At 66.5% G+C, this 23,510-nt stretch carries 23 protein-coding genes; 7 read left to right on the forward strand and 16 right to left on the reverse strand.

What is annotated here, in order from left to right:
- The first annotated feature begins 59 nt into the window (after positions 1 to 59).
- Positions 60 to 653: a MarR family winged helix-turn-helix transcriptional regulator gene (locus NF551_RS01260; protein ID WP_227896331.1), complete on the forward strand. Its 594-nt coding sequence runs from the start codon at positions 60 to 62 to the stop codon at positions 651 to 653.
- An 8-nt stretch (positions 654 to 661) separates the two neighbouring features.
- On the opposite strand, the gene NF551_RS01265 is transcribed toward NF551_RS01260, so the two are convergent.
- From NF551_RS01265 to NF551_RS01300, 8 genes are read right to left on the reverse strand one after another with little or no spacing between them, the layout of a single operon-like run.
- Positions 662 to 1,870 (reverse strand): MFS transporter, encoded by a 1,209-nt coding sequence (locus NF551_RS01265; protein WP_227896330.1) that lies wholly within the window; start codon positions 1,868 to 1,870, stop codon positions 662 to 664.
- 38 nt (positions 1,871 to 1,908) lie between these two features.
- Positions 1,909 to 3,147 carry a 2-hydroxyacyl-CoA dehydratase family protein gene (locus NF551_RS01270; RefSeq protein WP_227896329.1) on the reverse strand — a complete coding sequence of 413 codons (1,239 nt, stop codon included), beginning with the start codon at positions 3,145 to 3,147 and terminating at the stop codon, positions 1,909 to 1,911.
- Entirely contained in the window at positions 3,144 to 4,211 is a 1,068-nt protein-coding gene (locus NF551_RS01275; RefSeq protein ID WP_227896328.1) for a 2-hydroxyacyl-CoA dehydratase family protein, read from the reverse strand. Before NF551_RS01275 ends, NF551_RS01270 begins: the two co-directional genes overlap by 4 nt.
- Complete coding sequence (locus NF551_RS01280; protein ID WP_227896327.1) at positions 4,208 to 5,449, reverse strand: CaiB/BaiF CoA transferase family protein; 1,242 nt, start codon at positions 5,447 to 5,449, stop codon at positions 4,208 to 4,210. Before NF551_RS01280 ends, NF551_RS01275 begins: the two co-directional genes overlap by 4 nt.
- Positions 5,449 to 6,591 carry a CapA family protein gene (locus tag NF551_RS01285; protein ID WP_227896326.1) on the reverse strand — a complete coding sequence of 381 codons (1,143 nt, stop codon included), beginning with the start codon at positions 6,589 to 6,591 and terminating at the stop codon, positions 5,449 to 5,451. The genes NF551_RS01280 and NF551_RS01285 overlap by 1 nt, the downstream gene beginning before the upstream one ends.
- Entirely contained in the window at positions 6,588 to 7,430 is an 843-nt protein-coding gene (locus tag NF551_RS01290) for an amino acid ABC transporter ATP-binding protein (RefSeq protein WP_423721878.1), read from the reverse strand. The genes NF551_RS01285 and NF551_RS01290 overlap by 4 nt, the downstream gene beginning before the upstream one ends.
- Positions 7,427 to 8,389: an amino acid ABC transporter permease gene (locus NF551_RS01295; protein ID WP_227896325.1), complete on the reverse strand. Its 963-nt coding sequence runs from the start codon at positions 8,387 to 8,389 to the stop codon at positions 7,427 to 7,429. Before NF551_RS01295 ends, NF551_RS01290 begins: the two co-directional genes overlap by 4 nt.
- A complete protein-coding gene (locus NF551_RS01300; RefSeq protein WP_227896324.1) occupies positions 8,386 to 9,330 on the reverse strand; it encodes a transporter substrate-binding domain-containing protein in 945 nt (314 codons plus the stop codon). Before NF551_RS01300 ends, NF551_RS01295 begins: the two co-directional genes overlap by 4 nt.
- Before the next feature lie 307 nt (positions 9,331 to 9,637).
- Here NF551_RS01300 and NF551_RS01305 point away from each other — a divergent pair, with 307 nt between their 5' ends.
- Positions 9,638 to 10,096, forward strand: a complete 459-nt coding sequence (locus NF551_RS01305) for a GyrI-like domain-containing protein (protein ID WP_227896323.1) — start codon at positions 9,638 to 9,640, stop codon at positions 10,094 to 10,096.
- A gap of 27 nt (positions 10,097 to 10,123) precedes the next feature.
- On the opposite strand, the gene NF551_RS01310 is transcribed toward NF551_RS01305, so the two are convergent.
- The 4 genes from NF551_RS01310 to NF551_RS01325 form a co-directional block, all read right to left on the reverse strand.
- Positions 10,124 to 10,330 (reverse strand): hypothetical protein, encoded by a 207-nt coding sequence (locus NF551_RS01310; RefSeq protein ID WP_227896322.1) that lies wholly within the window; start codon positions 10,328 to 10,330, stop codon positions 10,124 to 10,126.
- A 174-nt stretch (positions 10,331 to 10,504) separates the two neighbouring features.
- Positions 10,505 to 11,272, reverse strand: coding sequence for an SCO1664 family protein (locus NF551_RS01315; RefSeq protein WP_227896321.1), 768 nt, complete (start codon positions 11,270 to 11,272; stop codon positions 10,505 to 10,507).
- Positions 11,272 to 11,835 carry a DUF3090 family protein gene (locus tag NF551_RS01320; RefSeq protein ID WP_227896320.1) on the reverse strand — a complete coding sequence of 188 codons (564 nt, stop codon included), beginning with the start codon at positions 11,833 to 11,835 and terminating at the stop codon, positions 11,272 to 11,274. Before NF551_RS01320 ends, NF551_RS01315 begins: the two co-directional genes overlap by 1 nt.
- Positions 11,836 to 11,844: 9 nt before the next feature.
- The gene (locus NF551_RS01325; protein WP_227896319.1) at positions 11,845 to 12,552 is read right to left on the reverse strand and encodes a histidine phosphatase family protein; all 708 of its coding nucleotides are present in this window, start codon (positions 12,550 to 12,552) and stop codon (positions 11,845 to 11,847) included.
- A 152-nt stretch (positions 12,553 to 12,704) separates the two neighbouring features.
- On the opposite strand from NF551_RS01325, the gene poxB reads away from it, so the two are divergent.
- The gene (gene poxB / locus NF551_RS01330) at positions 12,705 to 14,423 is read left to right on the forward strand and encodes a ubiquinone-dependent pyruvate dehydrogenase (RefSeq protein ID WP_227896318.1); all 1,719 of its coding nucleotides are present in this window, start codon (positions 12,705 to 12,707) and stop codon (positions 14,421 to 14,423) included.
- 108 nt (positions 14,424 to 14,531) lie between these two features.
- Here the strand turns inward: poxB and NF551_RS01335 are convergent, their stop codons facing one another.
- Positions 14,532 to 15,242 carry a GntR family transcriptional regulator gene (locus NF551_RS01335; RefSeq protein ID WP_227896317.1) on the reverse strand — a complete coding sequence of 237 codons (711 nt, stop codon included), beginning with the start codon at positions 15,240 to 15,242 and terminating at the stop codon, positions 14,532 to 14,534.
- A 48-nt stretch (positions 15,243 to 15,290) separates the two neighbouring features.
- On the opposite strand from NF551_RS01335, the gene lhgO reads away from it, so the two are divergent.
- A complete protein-coding gene (gene lhgO, locus NF551_RS01340) occupies positions 15,291 to 16,520 on the forward strand; it encodes an L-2-hydroxyglutarate oxidase (RefSeq protein WP_227896316.1) in 1,230 nt (409 codons plus the stop codon).
- 73 nt (positions 16,521 to 16,593) lie between these two features.
- Positions 16,594 to 17,901, forward strand: a complete 1,308-nt coding sequence (locus NF551_RS01345) for an MFS transporter (protein ID WP_227896315.1) — start codon at positions 16,594 to 16,596, stop codon at positions 17,899 to 17,901.
- A 63-nt stretch (positions 17,902 to 17,964) separates the two neighbouring features.
- Here NF551_RS01345 and NF551_RS01350 read toward each other — a convergent pair whose 3' ends face one another.
- The 3 genes from NF551_RS01350 to NF551_RS01360 are packed head-to-tail and all read right to left on the reverse strand — an operon-like array spanning position 17,965 to position 20,903.
- On the reverse strand, positions 17,965 to 19,305 hold the full coding sequence (locus NF551_RS01350; RefSeq protein WP_227896314.1) for an APC family permease: 1,341 nt from the start codon (positions 19,303 to 19,305) through the stop codon (positions 17,965 to 17,967).
- 43 nt (positions 19,306 to 19,348) lie between these two features.
- Positions 19,349 to 20,260, reverse strand: coding sequence for a hypothetical protein (locus NF551_RS01355; RefSeq protein WP_227896313.1), 912 nt, complete (start codon positions 20,258 to 20,260; stop codon positions 19,349 to 19,351).
- A 49-nt stretch (positions 20,261 to 20,309) separates the two neighbouring features.
- Positions 20,310 to 20,903: an acyl-CoA-like ligand-binding transcription factor gene (locus tag NF551_RS01360; protein WP_227896312.1), complete on the reverse strand. Its 594-nt coding sequence runs from the start codon at positions 20,901 to 20,903 to the stop codon at positions 20,310 to 20,312.
- A gap of 82 nt (positions 20,904 to 20,985) precedes the next feature.
- Between NF551_RS01360 and NF551_RS01365 the strand changes: the two genes are divergently transcribed.
- Together NF551_RS01365 and NF551_RS01370 are read left to right on the forward strand one after the other, a co-directional pair.
- Complete coding sequence (locus tag NF551_RS01365; protein WP_227896311.1) at positions 20,986 to 21,813, forward strand: SDR family NAD(P)-dependent oxidoreductase; 828 nt, start codon at positions 20,986 to 20,988, stop codon at positions 21,811 to 21,813.
- Position 21,814: 1 nt separating this feature from the next.
- Positions 21,815 to 23,461, forward strand: a complete 1,647-nt coding sequence (locus NF551_RS01370) for an FAD-binding protein (protein WP_227896310.1) — start codon at positions 21,815 to 21,817, stop codon at positions 23,459 to 23,461.
- Positions 23,462 to 23,510 lie beyond the last annotated feature (49 nt).

Raw genomic sequence — 23,510 nt, forward strand, 5'->3', positions numbered from 1 at the left:
TGCGAGTCACGACACGTGTGAGCGCCAGAAGATCGCAAATAACTTGATATTCTCCCCTGATGGAGCTTGAACGAGACGAACGCGGCGAGCCCGCGACCAATCGCCTCAACTACACCGCCTATCGTCTCGGCAGGGCACTCGACCGGTTCACCGAGAACCTGGCACTGGCACACGGCGTGACGCTGTCCCAGTTCCTCGTGCTCCAGGTGCTGGGGGAGGGGCTGCCGCTCTCCAACGCCCAGCTCGGACGCCGAACCTTCGTCAGCTCCCAGGCCGCGCACCTCGTGGCGAACGAACTCCTCGAACTCGGACTGGTGGAACGCGGAAGCCACCCAACCAACCGGAGGATCCGCCTCGTCCAGCTCACCGAAGCCGGCTGGGACGTGGTCCAGACCTGCACCCGGGAACTGCGAGACCACGAAGAGCGGCTCACCGGCCTCATCGGAGAGGACCTCGGCAACTCCATCGTTGGCGTCCTGGACCACGCAGCCCGCGTGCTTGCAGGCGGATACTTCGGAGACGATGAAGCGGAGGTGGAGGCAGTTCACCGCCGCCAGATCACCAGCCGTCCGCGGCACGTGCCCTCCCGGCTGGCGGCCAGCCGCTTGAAGGGCCTCAACCGCGAAGCCGACGGCGCCAACCCGGACACCTAACAAGCGCCCTATCGAGAGACTGGCCGCGTCCTAATCAACACCACCAGCAGGCAGGCAAAGGCGCTCACCGCGGAAACGGCCAGAGCCACCCGGCCCGAGCTGGCATCGATCACCCATCCCATCAACAGCGCCCCAAACGGCACCATGCCGTAGCTTCCCATCGTCATCAGCGACATCATGCGCCCAATGAACTGCGGCCGCACCGATTCCTGCGCGGCAGCATTCACGATCCCCTGGTAGTACCCCACCGCGATACCCAGGACGGGGGCCACTGCCAGGAACAGCAGGAGGGTGGGGGCCGCGGCATTCAGCGCCAGCGCCGCACCGAAAACACTTGTCGCCGCAATCATGGACCGCACCGACACCCGGGGCCGCCGGGCAGCCAGGATGCCGCCGAGCACGGCGCCCACAGCGTTTAGGGTGTGGACAGCTCCCACCGCGCCGGCATCACCGCCGTAGGAAAGATTCACAGTAGAGGTGAGCACCAGGCCGAAGTTCATGGCGAGCAGGGAAATCACCACGTTCATGATCAGGAGGGTGTTCACATCCCGACTGCGCCGGAAGGTGCCCGACGCCGCTGCCCCCACGGCTTTATCCCTCGGCCGCTGCTGGGCCTGGGACGACCGACGGTGCAGCTCGTCCGGACGGATCCGCAGCCGCGAAGCGAACACCAACAGGTAGGCGGCCGCGTTGATCAGAATGCACGCGCTCGGCCCGAGTCCCTGGAAAGCGAGCCCGGCCAACGCCGGACCCACCGACCGGGCAGCGGCCAGCGAAATGGTGCTGATGGAGGCAGCCTTGGACAGACCGTCCGGGCCCACAAGCTCGAAGATGATGGTTTGCGCGGCCACCCGTTCAAAGGCCTGGACCGAACCCAGCACACCCACCATGCCGTAAAGCAGCCACAGATCCGGATCCCGGGTCAAGACCAAGCTGGCGGTAACAACTGCGGAAGCCAGCGAGGTCACGAGCAGCACGGTGCGGGGTGCCACCCGGTCCAGCAGCCGCCCTGCGGGTATTCCGAGCAGGAAGATCGGCAGGAACTGGGCGATAGTGATTCCGCTCAGGGCCTGGGCACTGCCGGTCGCCCCCAGAACCACCAGCTGCAGGGCGAGGTTTTGGAACCAGACCCCGGTGTTGGAGAGGACCTGCCCCGTGAAGTACCAGGAGAAGTTCGGATACCGGAACGGGCCCTTCCTCCCGCCGAAGTTACCCACGGCAACGCCGGGCCGGGCAGCGGAAACAGCAGCCGGGATCAGACACGGTCGCGGATAAACTCGGCCATCCGCTCGGGGATGCGGGCGGCATCGCTGGAGCGCTGGTCGGCGTTGTTGGCCCGGATCTCCAGCACAGGGATCCCCTCAGCCTCCAGGGCTTCGGTAATGAAGCCGCTGCCCGGGGTGTCGTCCGCCACCAGATGCACCACCCCGTCCACGCGGTGGCTCAGCGCTTCTTTCACGTACCACTGGGCGGACCACGGCGGCACGTAGAGCTGGTCCGTGATTCCCACGAAGCGGGCGGCCAGCGCCCGAACCGGGTCCTCGCCGTAGCGCAGGTAGCCGTCGGCGGCGATCGCGAGGTACATGGACCAGACGAACACTGCGCCGAATTCCTCCTGGAACCGGGTGTACAGGCCAAGATCGGACCACAGGCCGCGGCCAACCCACATGAGCCGGCGCTTTTCACCGGGACATACAGCAACGCCGTCGGCCACCCGTTGGGCGGTTTCCTCGTAGAGGGACCTGGCGGCATCCACCGCCCACAGCGTGCCGCGCTGCCACTGCGGTGCCATAACGGCGGGCATCGTGTCATTCACCAACACGGGGGCGAAGGGCGCGGAGGCGATAAGGTCCCGGGTCTTGCGGTTCCATTCGGCCTGCTGGTTGCCCAGGTCCATGATCTCCGCCAGCCGGTCCCGGTCCAGCGTGCGGCCGGTGCGCTCCTCCAGCCAGCTGATCAGCTGCTCGATTTCGCCCTGCAGCAAATCCAGCCGGTCCGAGCCGAAGGCCTTCTCCCAGTCGCGCGGCACAAGCTCCCACCACCGGTCCGGCAACGGGTCAGCTCCTGTGCGGGACAGGAGGAACGTTTCCGTGCCCGGGAACCGGCCCCACTGCTCGAAGATCTTGGCGGTGACATCCCCGCTGCGCTCGGCCACGGCGAACCGCGGCGCAGGCAAGCCGCCCCAGGGGCGATCCTCGGCGTCGAGCAGCTGCTCACCCAGCGGCATCGCGTCGTACTGCTGGCTGAAGTCAGGCAGCCCGCGGGCGGCCAGCCGCTCCATGGAAGCGGGGCCGGCCCGCTTGGCGGCGATGATGGAGGACCACCACTGCGTCACCACGTAGGGAATATCCAGGGCCCGGAACACTTCGTGCGGGGCATCGGCGTTCAGCAGGGCAATAGGTTCGCCTGCCGCGGCCCGCTGGCGCACCGACTGGAACCATTCCTTCTGGTAGCGGGTAGCTGCCACGGCTGAACGGAGTCGATGATCGGTCATGGTGAAATCCCCCCGGACAACTGGACGCTGGCAATGAGTTCGGCGGTGGCAGTAGCGGCGCCGTCGGCTGGAACGCGGACGACGCCGGCGAGCCAGGTTCCGCTGGCGGCCAGCGCCTCGCGCTGGCTGGGCAGGTCCCAGACCGGGCCGTCGTCCAGGTCCCGGACCAGGGCCACCACCCCGGCTGCGCCGGTCCGGCGGACTTCGGCGAGCAGGTGTTCGGTCCGTTCGGAGGCCAGGGACCTCGAGGCCGACGGCGGACGCTGCGCGTGCAGTTCAGCCAAGGCGCTGAAGGCCTCGCCGGGCGACGCGGCGTCTACCGTCTCCCCGAGCCAGGCGGCGTCACCGGCGTCGTGGTCTTCCCCGGCCACCACGATCCCGGACTGCTCGAGCGCTTCATAGACGGTGGCATCCGGGTGCGAACTGCCGGTCATAAACACCGGCAGCATGGTTCCCGGCGCGGGTGCTGCGGCAGCCTGCTCGTCGAGGACCGCATCGATCGCAGCCAGAGCCTGCTCCGGCGGCATTTGGGCCGCAGCCGCGTAACACCGGAGGGCGGCGCTTCCGGAGAGGACGCCCTTTATACGCAGGTCCCGCACGTGCCCGAGAGCCCCGGCCAGGGGCTTCTCCCGGGCGGCGGCGTCGGACAGGGAACTGGCATCAACAGCCTGCCCGGTGCATCCGGAAACGAATCCAGCCAGCCGCTCGTACTGCCGGGCAACGAAGAGGTTCACATGCTGGCCGCCGCCGCGGGGCGTATCCAGCAACTGGACCGGATACGGGATGCGCCCGCGTTCGGCCAGCAGGCGCAGCACGTAGTACACCCGGAGGTTCGCCGCGGAGTCGTTGCAGACCACCAGCCCGGCCAGATCGTCATGGAGTCCGGACAGGACACCGTCCAGCACCCGGGCCGCCACGACGTCGGCTGCCCCAAGTAATTCAGCCGCTTCCCGAGAGACGTCCCCGTTCCATGCACCGAACAGCCGCACCGGTGTCGCACCCGCGGCCAGGATGATCTGCCGGGGCGCGTCCGCTCCGACTATCCCGATCCGGGGCACGGTCACAACACACCCGCGGAGCGCAGGTTCTCGATCCGGTCGGAGTCATAGCCCAGGGACTTCAGGACGACGTCCGTGTGCTCGCCCAGGTACGGGGCCGGTGCGTCCAGTGTGGTGCGGCTGCCGGAGAGGACCATGGGCAGGCCCGACCCGAGGAGGCCGTCAAAGTGGCCGAACTTGGGATGGACCAGCGGGACCACCTCGCCCCGGGAGAGCACCAGTGGGTCGCGGACGGCTTCGGCCGTGGTTCGGACCGGTGCCGCAGGAGCGCCGTTGGAAGTGAGTGCCTCCAGCACCTCGTCCAAGGGTTTCTCGGCGGCCCACCCGGCAATCAGCCCGTGGAGGCGGTCCGCGTTGGCCACCCGGGCATCACGGGAGCCGAAATCCTCGGAGTCCAGCAGATCGGTACGCTCGATGGCTTTGAGGACGCCCGCAGCAAACTGGTCCGTGGGTGCGCAGATCGCGAAGTACCCGTCGGCCGCGCGGAACGTGCCGAACGGTGCCAGGCGGGGAACGTAGGCGCCGGTGCGCAGCGGGAAGCCCACGGATTCAAGGGCGTCAAAGGGTTCGCAGGCCACCATCGAGGTCAGCGCCCCGAGCATCGACACGTCCACGTGCTGTCCCTGGCCGGTGTGCTCAGCCTGCAGCAAAGCGCTCAGGGTGCCGATGACCGCGAAGAGCGGAGCGGACAGGTCGCCGATCGGCAGGCCAAAGCGCACCGGTGGCTGCCCGGGTTCCCCGGCAGTCATCATGACGCCGCTGAGCGCCTGGACGATGGTGTCCATCGCCTTCCGGTCCCCGTTCTCCGTGCCGGCGCCGAAACCGCTGATGGAGGTGTAGACGAGTTTCTCGTTGAGGTGTCGCACGCTCGCGTAGTCGATGCCGAGACGTTTGGTGACGCCGGCGCTGTAGTTCTCCACGACGATGTCCGCTTCGGCGATGAGGTCGAACAATACCTGCTTGCTCTCCGGGTGCTTCAGGTTCAGTGTCACTGATTCCTTGCCCCGGCCCCGGAGCATCATCGAGACGGACATGTCGTCTTCCGACGTCCGGCGGACGTTGAGGCCCTGGGCGGTGACATAGGGGGAGTTGTTGCGCGAGGAGTCCCCGCCGCGGGTGGGGTTCTCCACCTTGATGACGCGGGCGCCCAGCCCGGCCAGCAGCAGGGTGGCGTAGGGGCCGGCCAGCGCCGTCGTCAGGTCAATAACTGTCTTGCCCGCCAGCGGTTTGGTCTCAGTGCTCATCAGGGTGTCTCCTTCAAGTGAACGGTCAGCCGGTCTCCTGCCCAGTTCAGGACAGTGTCCAGACCGGCTTCCCGGGTAATGCTCTTTATGTAGTCGCCCACCTGTTCCCCGCCGTCGGCGCGGGTCAGCGGAACCGGCCGGGCGTCGTCGTCGATCCAGCAGGGAATGACCTCGGCGCCTACGCGCCCGTCGGGTCCCAAGGTGATGACGGCGATCAGGGTGTTCCGGCTCTCGGGGTGGAACGGGTAATCAGGCATGGCGGGATCCGGCTGGAACCCGAACAGGCGGGTCCTTTCACGGGCCCAGGCCCGCCGCTCGGGTGAATCGCCCGGCGCGCCGCCCAGCGCCCGCGTCACGGTGGCGAAATTGCCCAGACCGTGGAAGATCGGGCGGCCGCGGTAGGCCTCCACACCCTTGAGGATGTGGGCGTGGTGCGCCAGGACAGCCACCGCGCCGGCGTCGATTGCCGCATGGGCGATCTCATACTGGTACTGCGCGATCTCCACGGGCTGGTGGACCAGCCCCTGGTGCAGGGCTACGACGACGGTGGCACCCTGGCGCACGTGGCTCGCCACCTGTTCGGTGAACGCTGCCAGGGACCGCGGCTCGGCGAAAGTGTAGGTACGCGGCGGGCCGCCGGGGTTGGCGCCACGCGGTTCGTAGTGCGTGACGACCTCTACCCAGGCGCAGCCGGCCTTGGCGCTGCCTGCCCAGGACTCCTTGGGTCCCACGCAGTTGACGCTGAGCACGATGACCTGCCGGCCGGCGTGTTCAGTGACCGACGGTTCCCATGCTTCCCCAAGGTTGCGTCCGGCGCCGGTGGTGGCCATGCCCCGGTCGCGGCAGTGCCGCCGGGTGTCCTCGATTCCGGCTTCGCCGAAGTCGTACACGTGGTTCCCGGCCAGGGTGAGGACGTCGAATCCCGCGGCGGCCACGGCGTCCAGGGCCGACGGCGGGGCCGGTAGTGCGGGCACGTCCGAGGAAGCCGTGGTGGTGGAGTTGGTGTGCGGGACCTCGAGGTGGCCTATGACAATATCTGCTTCGGCCAGCACGGGGGCAACGGCGCTGAAGAGGGAGGTGGCGTCTTTCCGCTCCAGGACCAGATCCCCGGTGGCCATCAGGGTGGTAGTTGTTTCGGTCACTGCTGCTCGTCGTTCCTGCGCATTGAGCGGGCAAGGAAGGAGCGCAGCCGGTCAGTCTGCGGGTTGCGGAAGAATGCCTCTGCGGGACGGTCTTCGATGACGCGGCCATCGGCCATGAACACGCAGCGGTCCGCGACCTCGCGGGCGAACTCCATCTCATGGGTGACCACCACCATGGTCCGTCCCGAGGCGGCCAGGGACTTCATGGTCTGCAGCACTTCATCGATCAGTTCCGGGTCCAGGGCGCTGGTCGGTTCATCGAAGAGCAGGACGCGCGGTTCGACGGCCACCGCACGGGCGATCGCGACCCGCTGCTGCTGGCCGCCGGAAAGCTGCCGCGGGTAGGCGGTGGCCTTGTCCGAAAGGCCCACCTTCTCCAGCAGGTCCAGTGCCTGCGCCTTGGCTTTGGCCGGGGCAATGCCGTGCACGGCGATGGGGGCCTCGGTGACGTTGCGCAGCACGGTCCAGTGCGGGAACAGATTGAACTGCTGGAACACCATGCTCATCCGGCGGCGCTGGGCCCGGACACCGGCATCGGTCAGCGGGCGCAGGACCTTTCCCTGTTCGAAGCCAAGCAGTTCCCCGTCCAGGTACATGGCGCCGCCGTCGATGGTCTCCAGCTGGTCCAGGCAGCGAACGAGCGTTGACTTGCCGGAGCCCGACGGGCCCAGGACAGCCACAACCTCGCCCTCATTGACGGTGAGATCGATGCCGTCCAGGGCTGTATGGTCGCCGAAGCGCTTACGCAGGCCCACTACTTCGAGGACGGGGCGGGTCGCCGTCGCCGGTGCGGTGCCCGCGGCACCTGCCCCGTTCGAGGACTGTGCGGTGTTCATCATTGGTTCTCCTGGGTCCGGATCGCGGCTGTAGTACCGGCGGCGGCGACGGGCTTGGAACTGGCGGTTGCCTTGGGCGCGTGGCGGGTGGCACCGCGGCCGTAGTACTCCTCGACGCGGCGCTGGAAGAAGGTCAGGATCGTGACGGCCACGAGGTACCAGATCACGGCCACGATCAGCATGGGCACCACGTCATAGGTGCGGTTGTAAATGACTTGGACCGCGTGCAGCAGGTCCCCCATGGCGATCACGCTTACCAGGGACGTGCCCTTCAAGGTGGCGATGATCTGGGAGCCGGTCGGCGGAATGATCACGCGCATGGCCTGCGGCATCACAATCCGGGTGAAGGAGTGCCAGCGGCTGAAGCCCATGGCTGCGGCGGCGTCGTGCTGTCCCTGGTCCACGGACAGGATGCCCGCGCGGATGATCTCCGCCATGTAGGCGGCCTCGTGCAGCGAGAGGCCGATGATGGCGGCTGTCAGCGGCGTGATGAGGTCGTTGGTGGACCAGCTGAAGAACTCAGGGCCGAACGGCACCCCCACGGCGATGCGGGGGACCAGGTAGGCGAGGTTGAACCAGAAGATCAGCTGGACCAGCGGAGGGACCCCTCGGAAGAAGCCCACAAAGGCCATGCATGCCACACGGACGGGCCAGTAGTCGCTCAGCTGTCCTGCGGCCAGCAGGGTGCCCAGCAGTGTGCCGATCACCATGGTTACCACCATCAGCAGGACGCTGGTCACCAAACCGAGCAGCACGCTGGGAGCGAAAAGGTACTCAGCCACCACGGGCCATTCGAAGCGCTTATTGGTGATGAGGAAGTACAGGATGCCGCCGGCGACCAACAGGAGCAGGGCGGTGCCCAGAATGCGCAGCGGCCTGATCCGTGGACGGGCCTGCGCCACGTCCACGGCGTTGGAGCGCACGGCCGGTCCGGAGGACATGGGGGTGTCCGTTACGCTCATTTGCCGGACTCACCCGCGGTCATTGGGTTCAGCGTGGGGCTCTCCACCGTGACGTCGTCAAGCTTCCACTCGGACATGATCCGGTCATATTCACCGTTCTCGAAGATGCCCTCGAAGGCGGCAAGCATGGCCGGAGCGAGTTCGTTGTCCTTCGGCATAAACAGTGCGAGCTGGTCCACGCCGGCTCCCTGCTCGTCGGTCTGCACCAGGAACTCGAAAGTGCCCTCGTCCTTTGACTGCACGTCGAGCGCGGCGGTCTGCGTGGTGCCCGCGTAGTCCGCGCGGTCGGACTGGACAGCGAGAATGGTGGAGTTGGTGTCCTTGAGGCCTACGAACTCGGGGGCATCAAGTCCCTTTTCAGCGCACCATTCGGCATAACGCTCCAGCTGGCTCTCGGTCACTGATCCGGTGACCCCGGCTACGCGGGCGCCGCAGAGATCCTCGTGAGCATCGAGATCGTCCTTCCGTTCCGCAAGGTAGAGGTATGAGGTGCGGGTGGTCATCCAGACGACGGCGTCGAAGTCAGCCTCCCGCTCGAGCGTGGTGCGGGTCGGGCCGTTGAAGGCGTCGTAGCGGCCGGAGAGCATTCCCGTGAGCATGGCATCCAGGCCGGACGCTGTCTGGACGGCAAACGGGACGCCCAGCTGCTCGGAGAGAGCGGCCTGGATGTCCGGGTCAATACCGGTGATGTCGCCATTCTGCTGGAGCGTCCGGTACGGCGGGTGAGTGTCTCCGGCGATGTTGATGACGCCTGCGGACTTGATGGCTTCCGGCAGCTGGTCATAGACCGGCGCTTCGGTGTTGACCTCGCCCGCAGCAACACTGCTGCCTTGGCTGGCTGTAGGTTCGCTGTCGCTGTCGCCGCCTGCCGCCGAACAGGACGCCAGGGCGAGCAGGGCAGCGCCGGCAACGGCGACGGTGCTGAAACGGTTGAGCTTCATGGTGATCTCCTGAGTGTGAGCTGCATCACGGATCAAATATTCGATGAGAATATCATGCGGCTTGATATTAATCACGAAGTAATTTGCTCAATGACGACGGAGCTCTCACGGCAGTGCGGCGGGAGTTTGTCCACGAGTTGGAGCGCCCCGAGGAGCGCGGGTTGGCAGCTGCCGCGTGTCCGTCGTCGGAGGCTGAGGCACCTTCCGTCACGACGCCGTTGCCGGACGAACTGCCGTATCCGCTCGATGACGGTCGGGATCGGTCTTCTCCTATCCGGCACCCCTCGGGGCGGTTAGCGTGGAAAGCATGACCCACATTCGGATCACTGAACACCCAGAGCAGGCGACGGCGGCCATCCGCGCGCAGGTGGCGATGGCCGAACTGGCCGACTTCTTCTCGCACGCGTTCTCGGACACCATGGCGGTTCTGCAGAAACAGGGTGTGCAACCTGTGGGTCCGCCGTTCGGCAAGTACTACGGGCAGCCCGGGGTCCAGGTCGACGTCGAAGCTGGATTCCCCGTTGCTGGCGCCATCGAACCTGCCGGGAACGTTGTGCCAGGAGAACTGCCCGCCGGCAGGGTTGTCGAGGCGACTCACATCGGGCCGTTCGATACCCTGGCAAACACCTACGCGGATGTTGAGAGCTTCTTCGTGCAGCACAAGCTCAAGCCCAGTGCGGTGATGTGGGAGAACTACCTCGCTGATCCCGAAACCGAGCAGAGCCCGGAGAATGCGCGCACCCAAATCTGCTGGCCGGTCGATTGATTCCGGGAGCCTGGGGAAGGGTGCGGGCTAGGCGCCCCTACCCCGGCGCTGCGGCCGGAGGAGGACGACGGCCGTTCCCAGGGCAGCAGTAAGGATTCCCAGCACTGCGGCGAGCCAGAGCTGACCTGGGCCGGGCGAGTCGAAAAGTGCCGGAATATTCAGGATGAGAGCTGCTGCTGCCAGCGACATTGCGAGCAACAAGCTGATGAATACCCGGTTCGATTTGTTGTGCATCAATGATCCTTTGCTGGGGCCGAATAATGCAGGCTTGTTCGCTGGGACAGTCAGCGCCGGGCTGCGGCGGGCGCCGGTGGTGGCTGTCTGGCCACCCTAGATGCCGGAGGAACAGACCTCAAACCCTGCCCACGAAGTGGTGCCGGCGGGCGACGTCATCTTCGTCAGGCTTCGCTAGAACAGCGGCCAGGGCACAGCAGGCATCCCGCCGCGCGGGCCCGGGAACACCGCCGTCGACCGCAGCCGGGCGCAGCGCGCGGCAAGCGCCTCGTTCTCCTCGGCAGTCAGCAACTCCTCCAGCTTCGCGCCCAGCTCACCGTCCAAGGCAGCGAGAACCCGGTCAACACCCTCAAGCTCCTCGGCGCTCAAAGGTTCACCGATCCAGCCCCACAGCACGGTCCGCAGCTTGTGCTCGGCGTGGAGAGTGACCCCGTGGTCCACGCCGTACCGGTGTCCGCTGGGCATGGGAAGGACGTGGTCGCCTTTGCGGTCGGCATTGTTGACGACGACGTCGAACACCGCCATCCGCCGCAGCGCAGGGGTGTCTTCGTGAATGAGGGCGACAATCCGCCCGGCCTGGTCCTCGCCCTCGAGCGCGAGTTTCCACCCGGACTCCGGCACGTCCTCCACAGACACGAGATCCACCGCAGCTTGCTCCGGGTCGGTCTCCTGCCAGAGCTGGACCATACCAACGCCCAGCGGACCGTCCCGCAGCCAGGTGCGCGGCACAATGTTCCAGCCCAGGGCCTCGGACACCAGACACGCAGCAACTTCGCGGTGCGCCAGGCAGCCGTCGGGAAAGTCCCACAGGGGTTTCTCGCCCGCCAGGGGTTTGTAGACGACCGCCGAGTCGCCGATGCTGCCCAGGAAAGTGGCGTTCGACGCCGTCGTAATCCGCCCGGTGAGTGTCAGCTCATCGGTGAGCAGGTCCGGGCCCGGCATCAGGCGTCAGGCAGAGCGCAAGTGTGGCCGTCGTCGTCGATCGGCTCACCGCAGATCACGCAGATCGGACGCCCGGCGCCCACCACTTCCCGAGTGCGCTTCGCGAAGGCCCGTGCGGTGCCCACCGGCATCCGCACCCGCAGCACCTCGGCGGCATCGGCGTCGTCGGCGTCGTCTTCGTCCTCGAGGAGCCCGTCGTCGTCCTCATCCACTTCCTCGAGCGGGTAGGCCTCGATGACGACCTGCGCCGTCGTCGGGTCCCAGCCCAGGCTCATCACGCCGGCCCGGAACTGTTCCTCCACAGTCTCCAGATCGTCATTGTCGACGAGCTCGAGGGGAGTGTTCGGGGGAATGTGGAAGGGGTTGCCGTCGATGGTCATCAGCTGGTCGAGGATCTCATCGATCTTCTCGGCGAGCTGGTCCGCCTGCAGCTTCTCCATTGAAATGCTGATGAGCTGCTTGCCCGCCCGCGCCTGCAGGTAGAACGTGCGCTGACCGGGGACGCCGACAGTGCCGACGACTACGCGGTCCGGCCAGTCGAAATCGTGAACGGTGGTAGGCATAGGACTACTTTAGGCTCCTTGGGCGTGTGGCGCTGCGTGTCCTGCGCCACCGCCGACCGGCGCATCGCCCTGTTCGTGGACGGCAGCCAGCCAGGAGAGGTCTCCGGCGTCGGTATTGGTGGCGTGGACGGTTGGACGCCCCGGGCCGTAGCGCACGATCGACACGGATGCGGGCCCGACGTCGATGCGCTGGAACAGATCCAGGTGCATGCCGAGCGCGTCGGCCAGGACCGACTTGATGATGTCACCGTGGCTGACCGCCACCCACACGGCACCTGGACCGTGCTCGGCTTCGAACGCGGCGTCGTGCCGCCGGACCGCTGCAACGGAGCGGGCCTGCATCGCGGCCAAGGACTCACCGCCGGGGAAGACGACGGCGGAGGGCTGCGTTTGCACCACCTTCCACAGCTCTTCCTTCGCCAGGTCCGCGAGGGTGCGGCCCTGCCACTGGCCGTAGTCGCATTCGGTGAGGTCGGCGTCGACCGGTGCGTGCGGAGTGCCCGGCTGGCGGTCCAGGATGAACTGCGCGGTCTGGCAGCAGCGCTCGAGCGGACTGGACACCACACCGACCAGGGGTACGACGGCGAGCCGTTTCCCGGTTGCGTCCGCCTGGTTCCGGCCGACGTCGTCGAGGCTGACGCCGGGGGTCCGCCCGGCCAGCAGGCCGGAGGCATTCGCTGTGGTGCGGCCGTGCCGCACGAGGATTACTGTTGCCATGCCCCCAGCGTAGTTCCCTGCCCGATCCCAGCGGGAACGCTAATGAAGCGGACTCTTGTCCCACCCAGTTGCACTCTGGCACTGCCCGATCCCCGCCCCTACACTGATGCCTCCGCTGAGAGCCGAACAGAGTCCGCTACCTGAGGAGCACCATGGCCACCATCGCCGAAACCATTGTCCGCAACCTCGCAGCCAATGGGATCCAGCGGATCTGGGGTGTTCCGGGTGACTCCTTGAACGCGGTGACCGAGGCGATCCGCCGGGAGAAGGGCATCGAGTGGATGCTTGCCCGGCATGAGGAGGAGGCTGCGTTCGCTGCCGCCGGAGAAGCCGCAGTGACGGGTGATCTCGCGGTGTGCGCGGGAAGTTGCGGGCCCGGCAACATGCACCTCATCAACGGACTCTACGACGCGCACCGCAGCCGGGTTCCCGTGCTCGCGATCGCCTCGCACATCCCCACCGACGAAATCGGCAGCCAGTACTTCCAGGAGACCCGGCCCACCGAACTGTTCCGGGACTGCACCGTCTTCTGCGAGATGGTGCTGAGCCCTGAGCAGATGCCCCGGCTGCTGGAGATCGCCATGCGGACCGCCATCGAAAAGCGGGGAGTCGCCGTCCTTGTCATCGCGGGCGACGCTGCCCTCCAGGACGCCGTGGACGAGCGCGTCTTCACGGTGCGCCGCACCGACCCGGTGATCGTGCCCTCCCCGGCAGAGCTGCAGGAAGCAGCCGCCACACTGAATTCCTGCGGGAACGTGACGATCCTCGCCGGAGGGGGCGTGGAGGGCGCACGCGATGAGGTCCTCGCGCTCGCCGACGCCCTGGGGGCGCCTATCGTGCACGCCCTCCGGGGCAAGGAATTCATCGAGTGGGACAACCCGTTCGACGTCGGCATGACCGGCCTTCTGGGCTTCGCGTCCGGTTACCGGGCCATGGAGGACTGCGACGCGCTGCTGATGCTCGGCACCGACTTCCCGTACCAGCAGTTCTACCCGGAGAAAGCGAAGATCCTGCAGATCGACATCCGGGGTGAGCAGCTCGGCCGCCGGGTGCCGCTCACCCAGGGCATGGTTGGCGGCGTGCGCGAAACGGCTGCGGCACTGCTGCCGCTGCTTGAACGGAAGCAGCAGCGCACCCACCTTGAGAAGTCGCTGGACCACTACCGCCGCACCCGGGCCCAGCTCGACGACCTGGAGAAGCAGGGAGCGGGCACCATACATCCGCAGCATCTCACCCACCTGATCGACAAACTCGCGGACGACGACGCAGTCTTCCTGCCCGACGTCGGCACTCCGGTCATCTGGGCGTCCCGTCACCTGCATATTGGACGGCGACGGCGGCTGATCGGCTCCTTCTGGCACGGCACCATGGCGGCGGCGACACCGCTTGGCCTCGGCGTCCAGGCGGTGGACCGGAACCGGCAGGTGGTGGTCCTGGCCGGGGACGGCGGCCTCGCGATGATGCTCGGTGAGCTGCTGACTGCGGTGCAGCATAAGCTGCCGATCAAGATCGTGGTGTTCGACAACGCGGCGCTCAGCTTCGTCGAGGTGGAGATGAAGGCAGCGGGCATCGTCAATTTCGGCACCGGGCTCGAGAACCCCGACTTCGGCGCCGTCGCGCAGGCTGTGGGGATGCACGGCGAGAGCGTGGCCCGACCCGAGGACCTTGAGGGCGCCCTGCGCCGGGCGTTTGCGTATGACGGTCCCGCGCTCGTTTCAGTGGCGGTGGAGCGGCAGGAACTGTCCATGCCGCCGAAAATCGAGGTAAAGCAGGCTACGGGCTTTGCGATCTACGCGCTGCGCACGGTACTCGCGGGAAACGGCCGCGAACTCATTGACCTCGCCAAAGCGAACGCCCGCCAGCTGCTCTGAGCTCTCTTCGCGGTGCCGCCTTAACCTCAAGTTGAATGTTGCATGCAACCTTTGTAGTGTTGCCGGAGTCACCAGCAGGTGTCGAATGGATCACACCTGAGGAGGCGGTTAGTGCGTCAGCCAGTCCAGCCGCCGCGCGGCGTCGACTTCGGCGAACTCCGGCCGGCTCTGGGTCTCCTGGGCGATCAGGATCTGGGCCGTATGGGTGATGTGGCGGGCCATCGCGCGGCCGACCCCGTCGACGTCGCCCTGGATGAAGGCGTCATAGATGTCCCGGTGGTCCTCGAAGCACTCGAGGGCGGTCCGGGAGGTCGGCACCGTTCCCACGCCGCCCATCAGCACCAGGTTGCGCTGCTCCTGCAGGATCTCGACAGCTTTGATGTTGCGGCTGCCCAGCAGGAGCGTTCGGTGGAAATCCCGGTCGGCGCGAAGAGTGGCCTCGGCGTCGTTGGTCGCCGCAGCCTCGTGGAACTGCACAAAGGTGTCCTTCACGGCGGCGAGCGTCGCATGGTCCTGCAGCTCGGTGGCCCTGCGGGCCAGCGGGACCTCCAGCATCAGCCGCACTTCGAAGCCCTGGATGAGTCCCTCGATGCTGGTGGAAACCACCCGCATGCCGCGGTTCTTCTCGATCTCGACCAGCCCCAGGCGGGAGAGCTCGAGCAGGGCTTCGCGGACAGGGGTGCGCGAGACACCAATCTGCTCGCCCAGCTGCCCGGCGGTGTAGAGCTCCCCGGGCTTGAGGTGCCCCGAAACGATCGCTTTCCGCAACTGTTCGAACGCTTGATCGGTCAGGTTGCTGGTCCGGCGAACGTTTTCCACGACATCAGTATGTCATTCCATTTCACTCCCCCAACGAGGTAGGTACCAGTGCCCAACAATCAGTCATTCGCCGTGGTGGGCGCAGGAATTATCGGCGCCGCCGTCGCCCGTGAACTTACGCTGCGGTTCCCGGGCTCGGCCGTGACCGTGTTCGAGAAGGAAGCCGAGCCAGCCGCGCACCAGACCGGCCACAACTCGGGGGTCGTCCACGCAGGGCTCTACTACGAGCCGGGCGGCTTGAAGGCACGCCTGTGCCGCCGGGGCGTCACCCTGCTGCAGGAGTTCTGCACCAAGCATGAGCTGCCCTATGAGGAGTGCGGAAAGATCGTCGTCGCCCTCGATGAGGTGGAGGAGCGGAGGCTGCAGGACATCTACGCGCGGGCAACGGCCAACGGCGTGCCGGGAGTGCGGCTGCTGGACCAGGCCGGCATCCGGGAGATCGAACCCAACGCTGTGGGCCGGGCGGCCCTGCACTCCCCGCACACCGCAATCGTCGACTACGCCAAGGTAACCCGGGCCCTCGTGGACGAAGTGACCGCTGCCGGCGGAACCGTACGGATGGGCACCGAGGTACTCCGGGTCACCAACACCGCCTCGGGAGCCACGGTGCACACCCGCGCCGGCGGGCAGGCATTCGACCTGGTGGTGGTGTGCTCCGGGCTGCAGTCCGACCGCTTGGCGAAGGCCTCGGACGCGGCCGACGAGCCCAGCATCGTGCCCTTCTTCGGACAGTACTTCGTGCTCGAGGCCGCCTACCGCCAGCATGTGAAGGGGCTGATCTATCCGGTTCCGGATCCGAAGTACCCCTTCCTGGGCGTCCATCTCACCAAGCGCATCGACGGGGAAATGATGGTCGGCCCCAACGCCTTCCTGTCCTTCTCGCGGGAGATCTACCGGGGCCTGGGCATCAACCCCAAGGACAGCCTCGAGGTCGCCGCGAACCCCGGCTTCTGGAAGTTTGCCGCCCGCAACCTTCCCACGGCCGTGCGGGAGATCCGGTCGGTGGTTTCGAAGGGACGGTTCCTGTGCGAGGCCCAGAAGTATGTGCCGTCCCTGGCCGACGCCGATGCCACCCGGGCAACGCGCGGGATCCGGGCGCAGGCCATGACCCGGGACGGTGCACTCGTGGACGACTTCGTCATCCAGCATCAGGGCCGCGTCACCCATATCCGCAACGCGCCTTCTCCCGGGGCGACCTCGTCCCTGGCCATCGCCGAACACATCGTCGACGCCGCCATCCAGGAGCACTCGCTGACCAGCGCCCCGCCCGCCGGCTAATTCCGCTCAACGCCGGATCCATCCAAATCCCCCGGCAGGCCAAGTCCTGCCGTCCTAGAAACAGGTATTTATTGTGACTGCTCAATTGCAAGCCGAAACTCCACTGGAGGAAAAGAGCCGCCTGCGGCGCGTGGCCACCGCGACGATCGTGGGCACCACCGTGGAATGGTACGACTTCTACCTTTACGCCACGATGGCTTCGATCGTCTTCGGGCAGGTCTTCTTCCCCGCCGGCAACAGCCAGACTGCCACCCTGCAGGCCTTTGCCACCTTCGCGATCGGATTCATTGCCCGTCCCATCGGCGGCATCATCTTCGGCCAAATGGGTGACCGGCTCGGCCGGAAGAAAACCCTTGTGGTCACCTTCTCCCTGATGGGCGCCACGACTGCGGCCATCGGTTTCCTGCCCACCTACCAGCAGATCGGCTACTGGGCGCCGGCGATGCTGGTGGTCCTGCGCATCCTGCAGGGCATGGGCGCCGGGGCTGAATACGCCGGTGCTGCCGTGGTCTCCTACGAGCACGCCCGGCCCGGCAAGCGCGGCTCACAGGGTGCCTGGCCGGCCCTGGGCCTGAACCTCGGTCTGGTCCTGTCCTCTTTGACGATCTTCCTGCTCAGCCTCAACGGCGACGAGTTCCTGATCAACGGCGGCTGGCGCATCCCCTTCATCGCCAGCATTGTCCTGGTGATGATCGGCCTGTGGGTCCGCCGGACCATGCCGGAGTCCCCCGAGTACGAGAAAGCTGCCGCCGAGCGGCCCAAGCAGACGTTGCGCACGGTCTTCCGCGATCACTGGCGCGGCCTGCTGGTGGTCCTGATCGTCGCCATCGGGTACAACGCCATCAGCTACATTTTCAAGACGTTCTCCGTGGCCTACCTTCGTGAATTCCAGGGCATCAGCGCCAACGTCAACTCCCTGGCCATCCTCATTGCGGGCATTGTCGCCGTGATCACCGTGCCCATCTTCGGGCGGCTCTGCGACAAGCTCAGCAGCAAGACCGTCATCATTGGCGGCGGCGTGCTGGCAGCCGTGTTTGCCTTCCCCTTCCTGGCCCTGCTGCAAACCGGCGAGTCCTGGGCCGTGTATGTGGCCATCGGCATTGGCACCGGTGTCCTGGCGCCGATGATGTTCTCCGCGCAGGGAGCCTTCCTGAGCCGGCAGTTTGCCACGGAAGCCCGCAGCACCGGGGTGGGCACCAGCCGGGAGATCGGGACCGCCATTGCGGGCGGCCTGGCTCCGCTCGGGGCGCTGTCCATGGTGGTGGCCTCACCCACGAACTCGACCACCGGCGTCGGCGTTGTCCTGGTGGTGGCCGGACTCTTGGTCTTCGCCGGAGCCGCCTTCGACCAGGGCCGCCGCTTCAGCAGCTCCCGCAACTAGGACGGAACCCCCGGGCCGTGGCCGCACCGGCCGAACGGTGTCGACCGCGGCCCGGGGAGCAAGTCAGTCGGCGCTCACCCGCTGCTCGCGTTTGCGCCGGGCCCGGGCGGCGAGGAACAGCAGCGACCCGACCACCACGTAGGCGGCGGAGCCTAGCCAGATGGGCCCGGTCTGCTGCGTCAGGAGCACTATGCTCGCAATGATCGCGAGGACCGGCACGAATCTGGGCGCCGTGAAGTGGTCGTGGTCGACTTTGTCCTTCTTGAGGACGATGACGCTGACGTTGGCGGACAGGAATACCAGGAGCAGGAGCAGCACGGTGGTTTCAGCCAGGGAGGCAAGGTTCCCGGTCAGTGCGAGGACGATCGTCAGGCCGGCGATGACCACAATGGAAACCCAGGGCGTGCGGCGGCCCGGCAGCACGCGGCTGAAGGCCCGGGGAAGCAGTTCTGCTTCCGCCAATCCGTAGCCCACGCGGCTGGCCATGACCATGAACAGCAGCGCTCCGTTGGCAATGGCGATCAGGGCGATGAGGCTGAACAGCCAGGGCGGGATGCCGACGCCGCTGGCAGCGACGACGTCGAGCAGGGGTCCGGTGGACTCGGCCAGCTCTGCCGGGGGCAGGACGATAACCGCGCCGAGGGCGATGAGGAGATAGACCAGCCCTGCGGTGCTGATGGCACCGAACAGCGCACGGGGGTAGGACTTGGACGGGTTGCGCACTTCCTCGGCCATGTTTGCCGCCGCCTCAAAGCCGAGGAAGGAGAAGAAGGCCACGATCGATGCGGCGAAGGCGCCTTCGAGGGGCGGTATATCCGGTGCGAATTCAAGGAGCCGGGAGGGCTCCCCGTTCCCCGAGGTGAGGACGACGGCGGCGACGAAAATGACGATGACGAGACCGCTGACCTCGATGATGGACGCAACGAGGTTGGCAGTAAGGGACTCCCGGACGCCGCGCAGGTTGATCAGCGTCAGCAGGAGGATGAACACGACCGCTGCCGGGGCGGCAGGCACATCGATGAGGGCTGCCAGGTAGTCGCCCGCGAAGGCGTTCGCGAGGGTAGCGGCTGTCGTGATTCCTGAGGCCATCATCAGGAATCCGACGAGGAAGGACAGATAGGGGATGCCGAAGGCCCGGTCAACGTAACGCGCGGCGCCGCCAGCGTGCGGGTATTTGGTGATCAGCTCGGCGTACGTCGCGGCTGTGAGCAGTGCAACGACCAGTGCGATCAGCAGGGGTATCCAGATTGCGCCACCGATATCCGAGGCCATGGTGCCCACCAGGGTGTAGATGCCGGCACCGAGAGTGTCGCCAACGATGAACGCGAACAGGAGCGGCGTACCAACTGCCCGCTTCAGCCCAGTTTCTGGTTTTGACGCCTCCGAGCCGGAATCTTTTGTCATTGGGCTATTGGAATTCGTTTGCCCTCCCAGCGCAAGAGAATCTTTATCTTCCGGAGCCTGCTTTGTCTTTCAGTCCTCCGATTGCGGCTGCCCGGAACGGCTGAGCCGGTAGGTGCGGCTGCGAACGGCCTCCTGACGGTGTGCTGCGCTTCTTGCGTGGTTTCCTGCGGCGGCGACGCTTGTGCTGCGAGTTGAACGGCGGCCGCGGAGCACCGAGCCGGTCCCCGGCCCAATGCCGTCCGCCAATCAGGATCCCCGCCATGACGCCGTACGCCCACGAATAGGGGAGGGTCACCAGGCCCAGGGTGCCACCCAGGATCACCAGCACGACGAAGACCGCGGGTGTGCCCAGCAGCACCAGGCCGTTCCTGGCCGGCAACGCCGGTGGAAACCGAAACAGCATCCAGCCGGCGAAGAACGAGGCCACGAGGACTGCACCGGCGGGCATCGGGGGCGACAGCAGGACAATCGCGGCCGTTCCTATTCCGAGCAGCAAGGCTGCACAGGCACCGTTGATCAGCGCGAGCCGCCGACCGCCGGAATACTTGCCGTCGGCGTCGGGCCTGCGCTTGTTCTTCGGCGCGAACTCCGCTCCGGCGTGCGGGCCCAGCCACACGGAGCCCGCTGCCATGCCGCCCGCTAGGATACCGACGAACCACGGGCCCGAAGCGGGCACAGCCAGGAGATGCTGGTTGTCAATTGAGATCAGGGTCCAGAAGTTCACCATGAGGGACCAGGACATCACGGTGACAGCCCTGACCGACTGCGAAGCGACGCGCCAAACAAGGAACGAGTAGGCCGCACCGATGGCCAGGAACACTGAGGCTTCCAGGAGGCTGCTGCGGACCATCCAGCCGAACATTCCCAGCAGAAGACCTACCATGCCGGCGCGGAACATCAGCAGGTTCCGCTGGTCTTTCTTCCGCTGTTGTCTCTTGGCTTCGGCGACACTCACCGTCCAATCGTAGGGCGACGGCGGCATTCCCCCGTGCCCGCCCGCCCGGCTAGGACACGCTCAGTGCACCCAGTCCGGAAAGTGCTGCTGCAATGGTGGCTGCCGGGTCGGTGGCCTCGCTGTGCAGCGCCCACCAGCTGAGCGCTTCGAGGATTGCTGTGTGCACTGCCGTCCCGGCGGTGACGGCGACGAGCCCCCGTGCGTCTTCGCCGCGGCGCCGCGCTACGAACCCTATGATGGCGTGGCGCCAGGCCTCGAACGTGGCAGATTGGTTGGCCCGGAGCTCGGGGGTGAGTGCTATCAGCCGGAGCCGAACACGCATGACCGTGAGGTCCTCGGCGTTCTGGTCGAAAACCCGTGCGACGGCGCCGGCTACTGCCTCGAAGACCGGAAGACCGTCGTCGGCGTTATCGAGTTCCCGCGTGAGCGTCTCAATCGACGATTCGATCCCGCCCCAGACAATGTCGGCTTTGGCGGGGAAGTAGCGGTGCAGCGTGCGCACGCTCATCCCGACTTCCGCAGCGAGCGATCCCATTGACGCCTGGTCGTAGCCCGCCCGATCAATGAACCCGAGCAGCCTCGACCGCAGTACTTCCGGGTCGGCAAGGGGCGGCCGGCCGATCCGCGGTCTGTTGTGCTCCATCCGCCTAGCCTAGCCACTAGGCAGGAACAGAGTTATGGCATACCGTGACATAACTATCCGTGCACGTGCCAAGGAGGTCACTGTGTCTTTTCCTTTTCCCGATGTGTCCGCACAACCCATTGCCGATCTGATTGCCTTGAAGGGACGCGCGGCACTCATTACCGGTGGCGCGCAGGGGCTGGGCCGGGCAATCGCCGAGCGGCTCGCCGAAGCCGGCGCCAACGTCGCCCTCGCCGACCTGAACCTTGACCTTGCCGCCGAGGCCGCCCGATCCATTGGGGAGCGGTACGGAGTCACGGCCGTGGGCGTGCGAATGGACGTCACGGATGAAGAGTCCGTAGCGGCAGGCGCCGATGAAGCCGCCGCCGCGATCGGCGCCATCACTGTGTGGGTCAACAACGCCGGCCTCTTCCCCAGCGTGCCGGTGCCGGACATGTCGGTTCAGGCCTGGGACCAGGTGTACGCAGTGAACACCCGCGGCACCTTCCTGGGGGCCCGCGAAGCAGTGAAGCAGATGGCCGGCCGCGGAGGGGTCATCGTCAACATAGTTTCCACCGCAGGTTTCCAGGCGCCCGCGCCCGGCCTTTCCGCATACGTGAGCTCAAAACATGCTGTCCGCGGCATGACGAAGGCAATGGCCCTGGAATTCGCGCCGCTGGGCATCCGCGTCCTCGGCGTTGCTCCGAGCTACGTCCCGACCGAAGGCAATATGGCGATGGCCACGGCCATGATGGAGCAGGCAGCCGCTGCGGGAATCGAACTGCCGGAGATGGACGTCATGAACCAGAGCCTGATCGGGCGCACCGGCACCCCGGATGACATTGCCCGCGTTGTCCTCTTTGCCGCCAGTGACCTGTCCGCCATCATGACCGGCAGCGTCCTGCTCGCCGACGCCGGGGAGACGATCTAACGTGACACCGCGAAACAACACTGACCAGGATTACGACGTCGTCATCGTTGGCTTCGGCGTCGCCGGCGCCGCCGCAGCGATTGAGGCAGCGGACGGTGGTGCCCGCGTCCTCGTATTGGACAGCTCCTACGGCGGCGGCGCCAGCGCGCTGTCCGGCGGAGTGGTGTATGCCGGCGGCGGCACCCGGTACCAAACCGAGGCCGGCTACACCGACAGTCCCGAAAACCTTTTCGCCTACCTCCGGCAGGAAGCCGGGGACGCCGTCGACGAGGCAACACTGCGCCGCTTCTGCCAGGAAAGCGCCGGGATGATCCCGTGGCTGGAGCGCCAAGGCGTGTCCTTTGGCAGCGCCGTCGCGCCTTATAAAACGTCCTACCCGACCGACAAGCACTACCTGTATTTCTCCGGGAACGAAAAAGCGCATCCCTACCGGGAAACGGCCACGCCCGCTCCACGCGGACACCGGGCGGTAGCCAAGGGCCTCGCCTCGGGGAAGGTCCTGTGGACCCACCTCGCCGAGTCAGCCATGCAGAAAGGGGTACGGTTCATCCCGATTGCCAGGGTCACCGGCCTCATCATGAACGACGGCGCAGTCAGCGGCGTGAAATACCGCGTGCTCGAGCAGTCCCACCCTGGCGCCACACGCCACCGGCGGATGACGAAGGGCTCGGCCAAAATCGGCAACTGGGCACCGGATCTGGTCAAGGGAACCACGGAGCGTATTGCACGCATCTGGGAGGAAGGGGCGGTGGAGCGCGAAGCCCATGCCTCCACGGTGATCCTGTCTGCAGGCGGCTTTATCTACAACAAGGAGTGGGTGGCCAAGCACGCGCCGGAGTTCACGAAAATCTCGCCGCTCGGTACACCCGGCGACGACGGCAGCGGCATCCAGATGGGCATGGACGCAGGCGGCACAACCGCGAAAATGGGCAATGTCACGGCATGGCGGTTCCTTTCCCCGCCCAGCGCCTTCATCGAAGGGGTGACCGTTGGCCTCAACGGCCGCCGCATCGCCAACGAAGATCTCTACGGGGCCACGCACGGAAACGTGCTCATGCGCCAGTTCGGAGGCAAGGGCTGGGCAGTCTACGACGCCGACAACTGGAAGAAGGCCCGCCGGCAGTTCTGGACCCAGACCCAGATCTTCCACAAGCTCACGGCAGCGTTCACCTTCACGCTCGGCCACACACGTGCCCGCACCCTCGAGGCGCTCGCCGCGAAGACCGGTGTTGACCCGGCAGCAATGATGGAAACGGTCGCCGCGTACAACTCCGGAATCGCTTCGGATGCCGGCGACCCCGCGCACAAGGAAGCCGACGTGTGCCATCCCGTCACCAAGGCCCCGTTCTACGCGGTGAACATCTCCGACGACGCGTCACCCTTTTCGCCGATTCCCGGCCTGACCCTGGGCGGGCTGGTGGTCGAGGGGCAGACCGGACTGGTGAAGCGCGAGGACGGTTCCGCCATCCCTGGCCTGTACGCCGCCGGGCGCACGGCAGTCGGAGTCTGCTCCAACAGTTACATCAGCGGGCTGTCCCTGGCCGACTGTGTCTTCAGCGGACGCCGGGCCGGTGCGCACGCGGCGTCGCTCCTCGCTGATGCCACTGGCGTGCCGAGCGTTCTCGAAGAAGACCGCCCGGTCAAGTGACTGCTCAGGTTGCAGTGGTGCAACCTTCGGGGAGATAACGCTACTTAGC

Source organism: Arthrobacter caoxuetaonis (assembly GCF_023921125.1).
Taxonomy (GTDB): Bacteria; Actinomycetota; Actinomycetes; order Actinomycetales; family Micrococcaceae; genus Arthrobacter_B; species Arthrobacter_B caoxuetaonis.

Coding starts and splice junctions, on each gene's coding strand:
- NF551_RS01350 (WP_227896314.1), bottom strand. CDS start 19,305: ATGACAAAAGATTCCGGCTCGGAGGCGTCAAAACCAGAAACTGGGCTG.
- NF551_RS01325 (WP_227896319.1), bottom strand. CDS start 12,552: ATGGCAACAGTAATCCTCGTGCGGCACGGCCGCACCACAGCGAATGCC.
- NF551_RS01260 (WP_227896331.1), top strand. CDS start 60: ATGGAGCTTGAACGAGACGAACGCGGCGAGCCCGCGACCAATCGCCTC.
- NF551_RS01295 (WP_227896325.1), bottom strand. CDS start 8,389: ATGAGCGTAACGGACACCCCCATGTCCTCCGGACCGGCCGTGCGCTCC.
- NF551_RS01300 (WP_227896324.1), bottom strand. CDS start 9,330: ATGAAGCTCAACCGTTTCAGCACCGTCGCCGTTGCCGGCGCTGCCCTG.
- NF551_RS01320 (WP_227896320.1), bottom strand. CDS start 11,835: ATGCCTACCACCGTTCACGATTTCGACTGGCCGGACCGCGTAGTCGTC.
- NF551_RS01315 (WP_227896321.1), bottom strand. CDS start 11,272: ATGCCGGGCCCGGACCTGCTCACCGATGAGCTGACACTCACCGGGCGG.
- NF551_RS01310 (WP_227896322.1), bottom strand. CDS start 10,330: ATGCACAACAAATCGAACCGGGTATTCATCAGCTTGTTGCTCGCAATG.
- NF551_RS01280 (WP_227896327.1), bottom strand. CDS start 5,449: ATGAGCACTGAGACCAAACCGCTGGCGGGCAAGACAGTTATTGACCTG.
- NF551_RS01290 (WP_423721878.1), bottom strand. CDS start 7,430: ATGATGAACACCGCACAGTCCTCGAACGGGGCAGGTGCCGCGGGCACC.
- NF551_RS01270 (WP_227896329.1), bottom strand. CDS start 3,147: ATGACCGATCATCGACTCCGTTCAGCCGTGGCAGCTACCCGCTACCAG.
- NF551_RS01360 (WP_227896312.1), bottom strand. CDS start 20,903: ATGGAGCACAACAGACCGCGGATCGGCCGGCCGCCCCTTGCCGACCCG.
- poxB (WP_227896318.1), top strand. CDS start 12,705: ATGGCCACCATCGCCGAAACCATTGTCCGCAACCTCGCAGCCAATGGG.
- NF551_RS01305 (WP_227896323.1), top strand. CDS start 9,638: ATGACCCACATTCGGATCACTGAACACCCAGAGCAGGCGACGGCGGCC.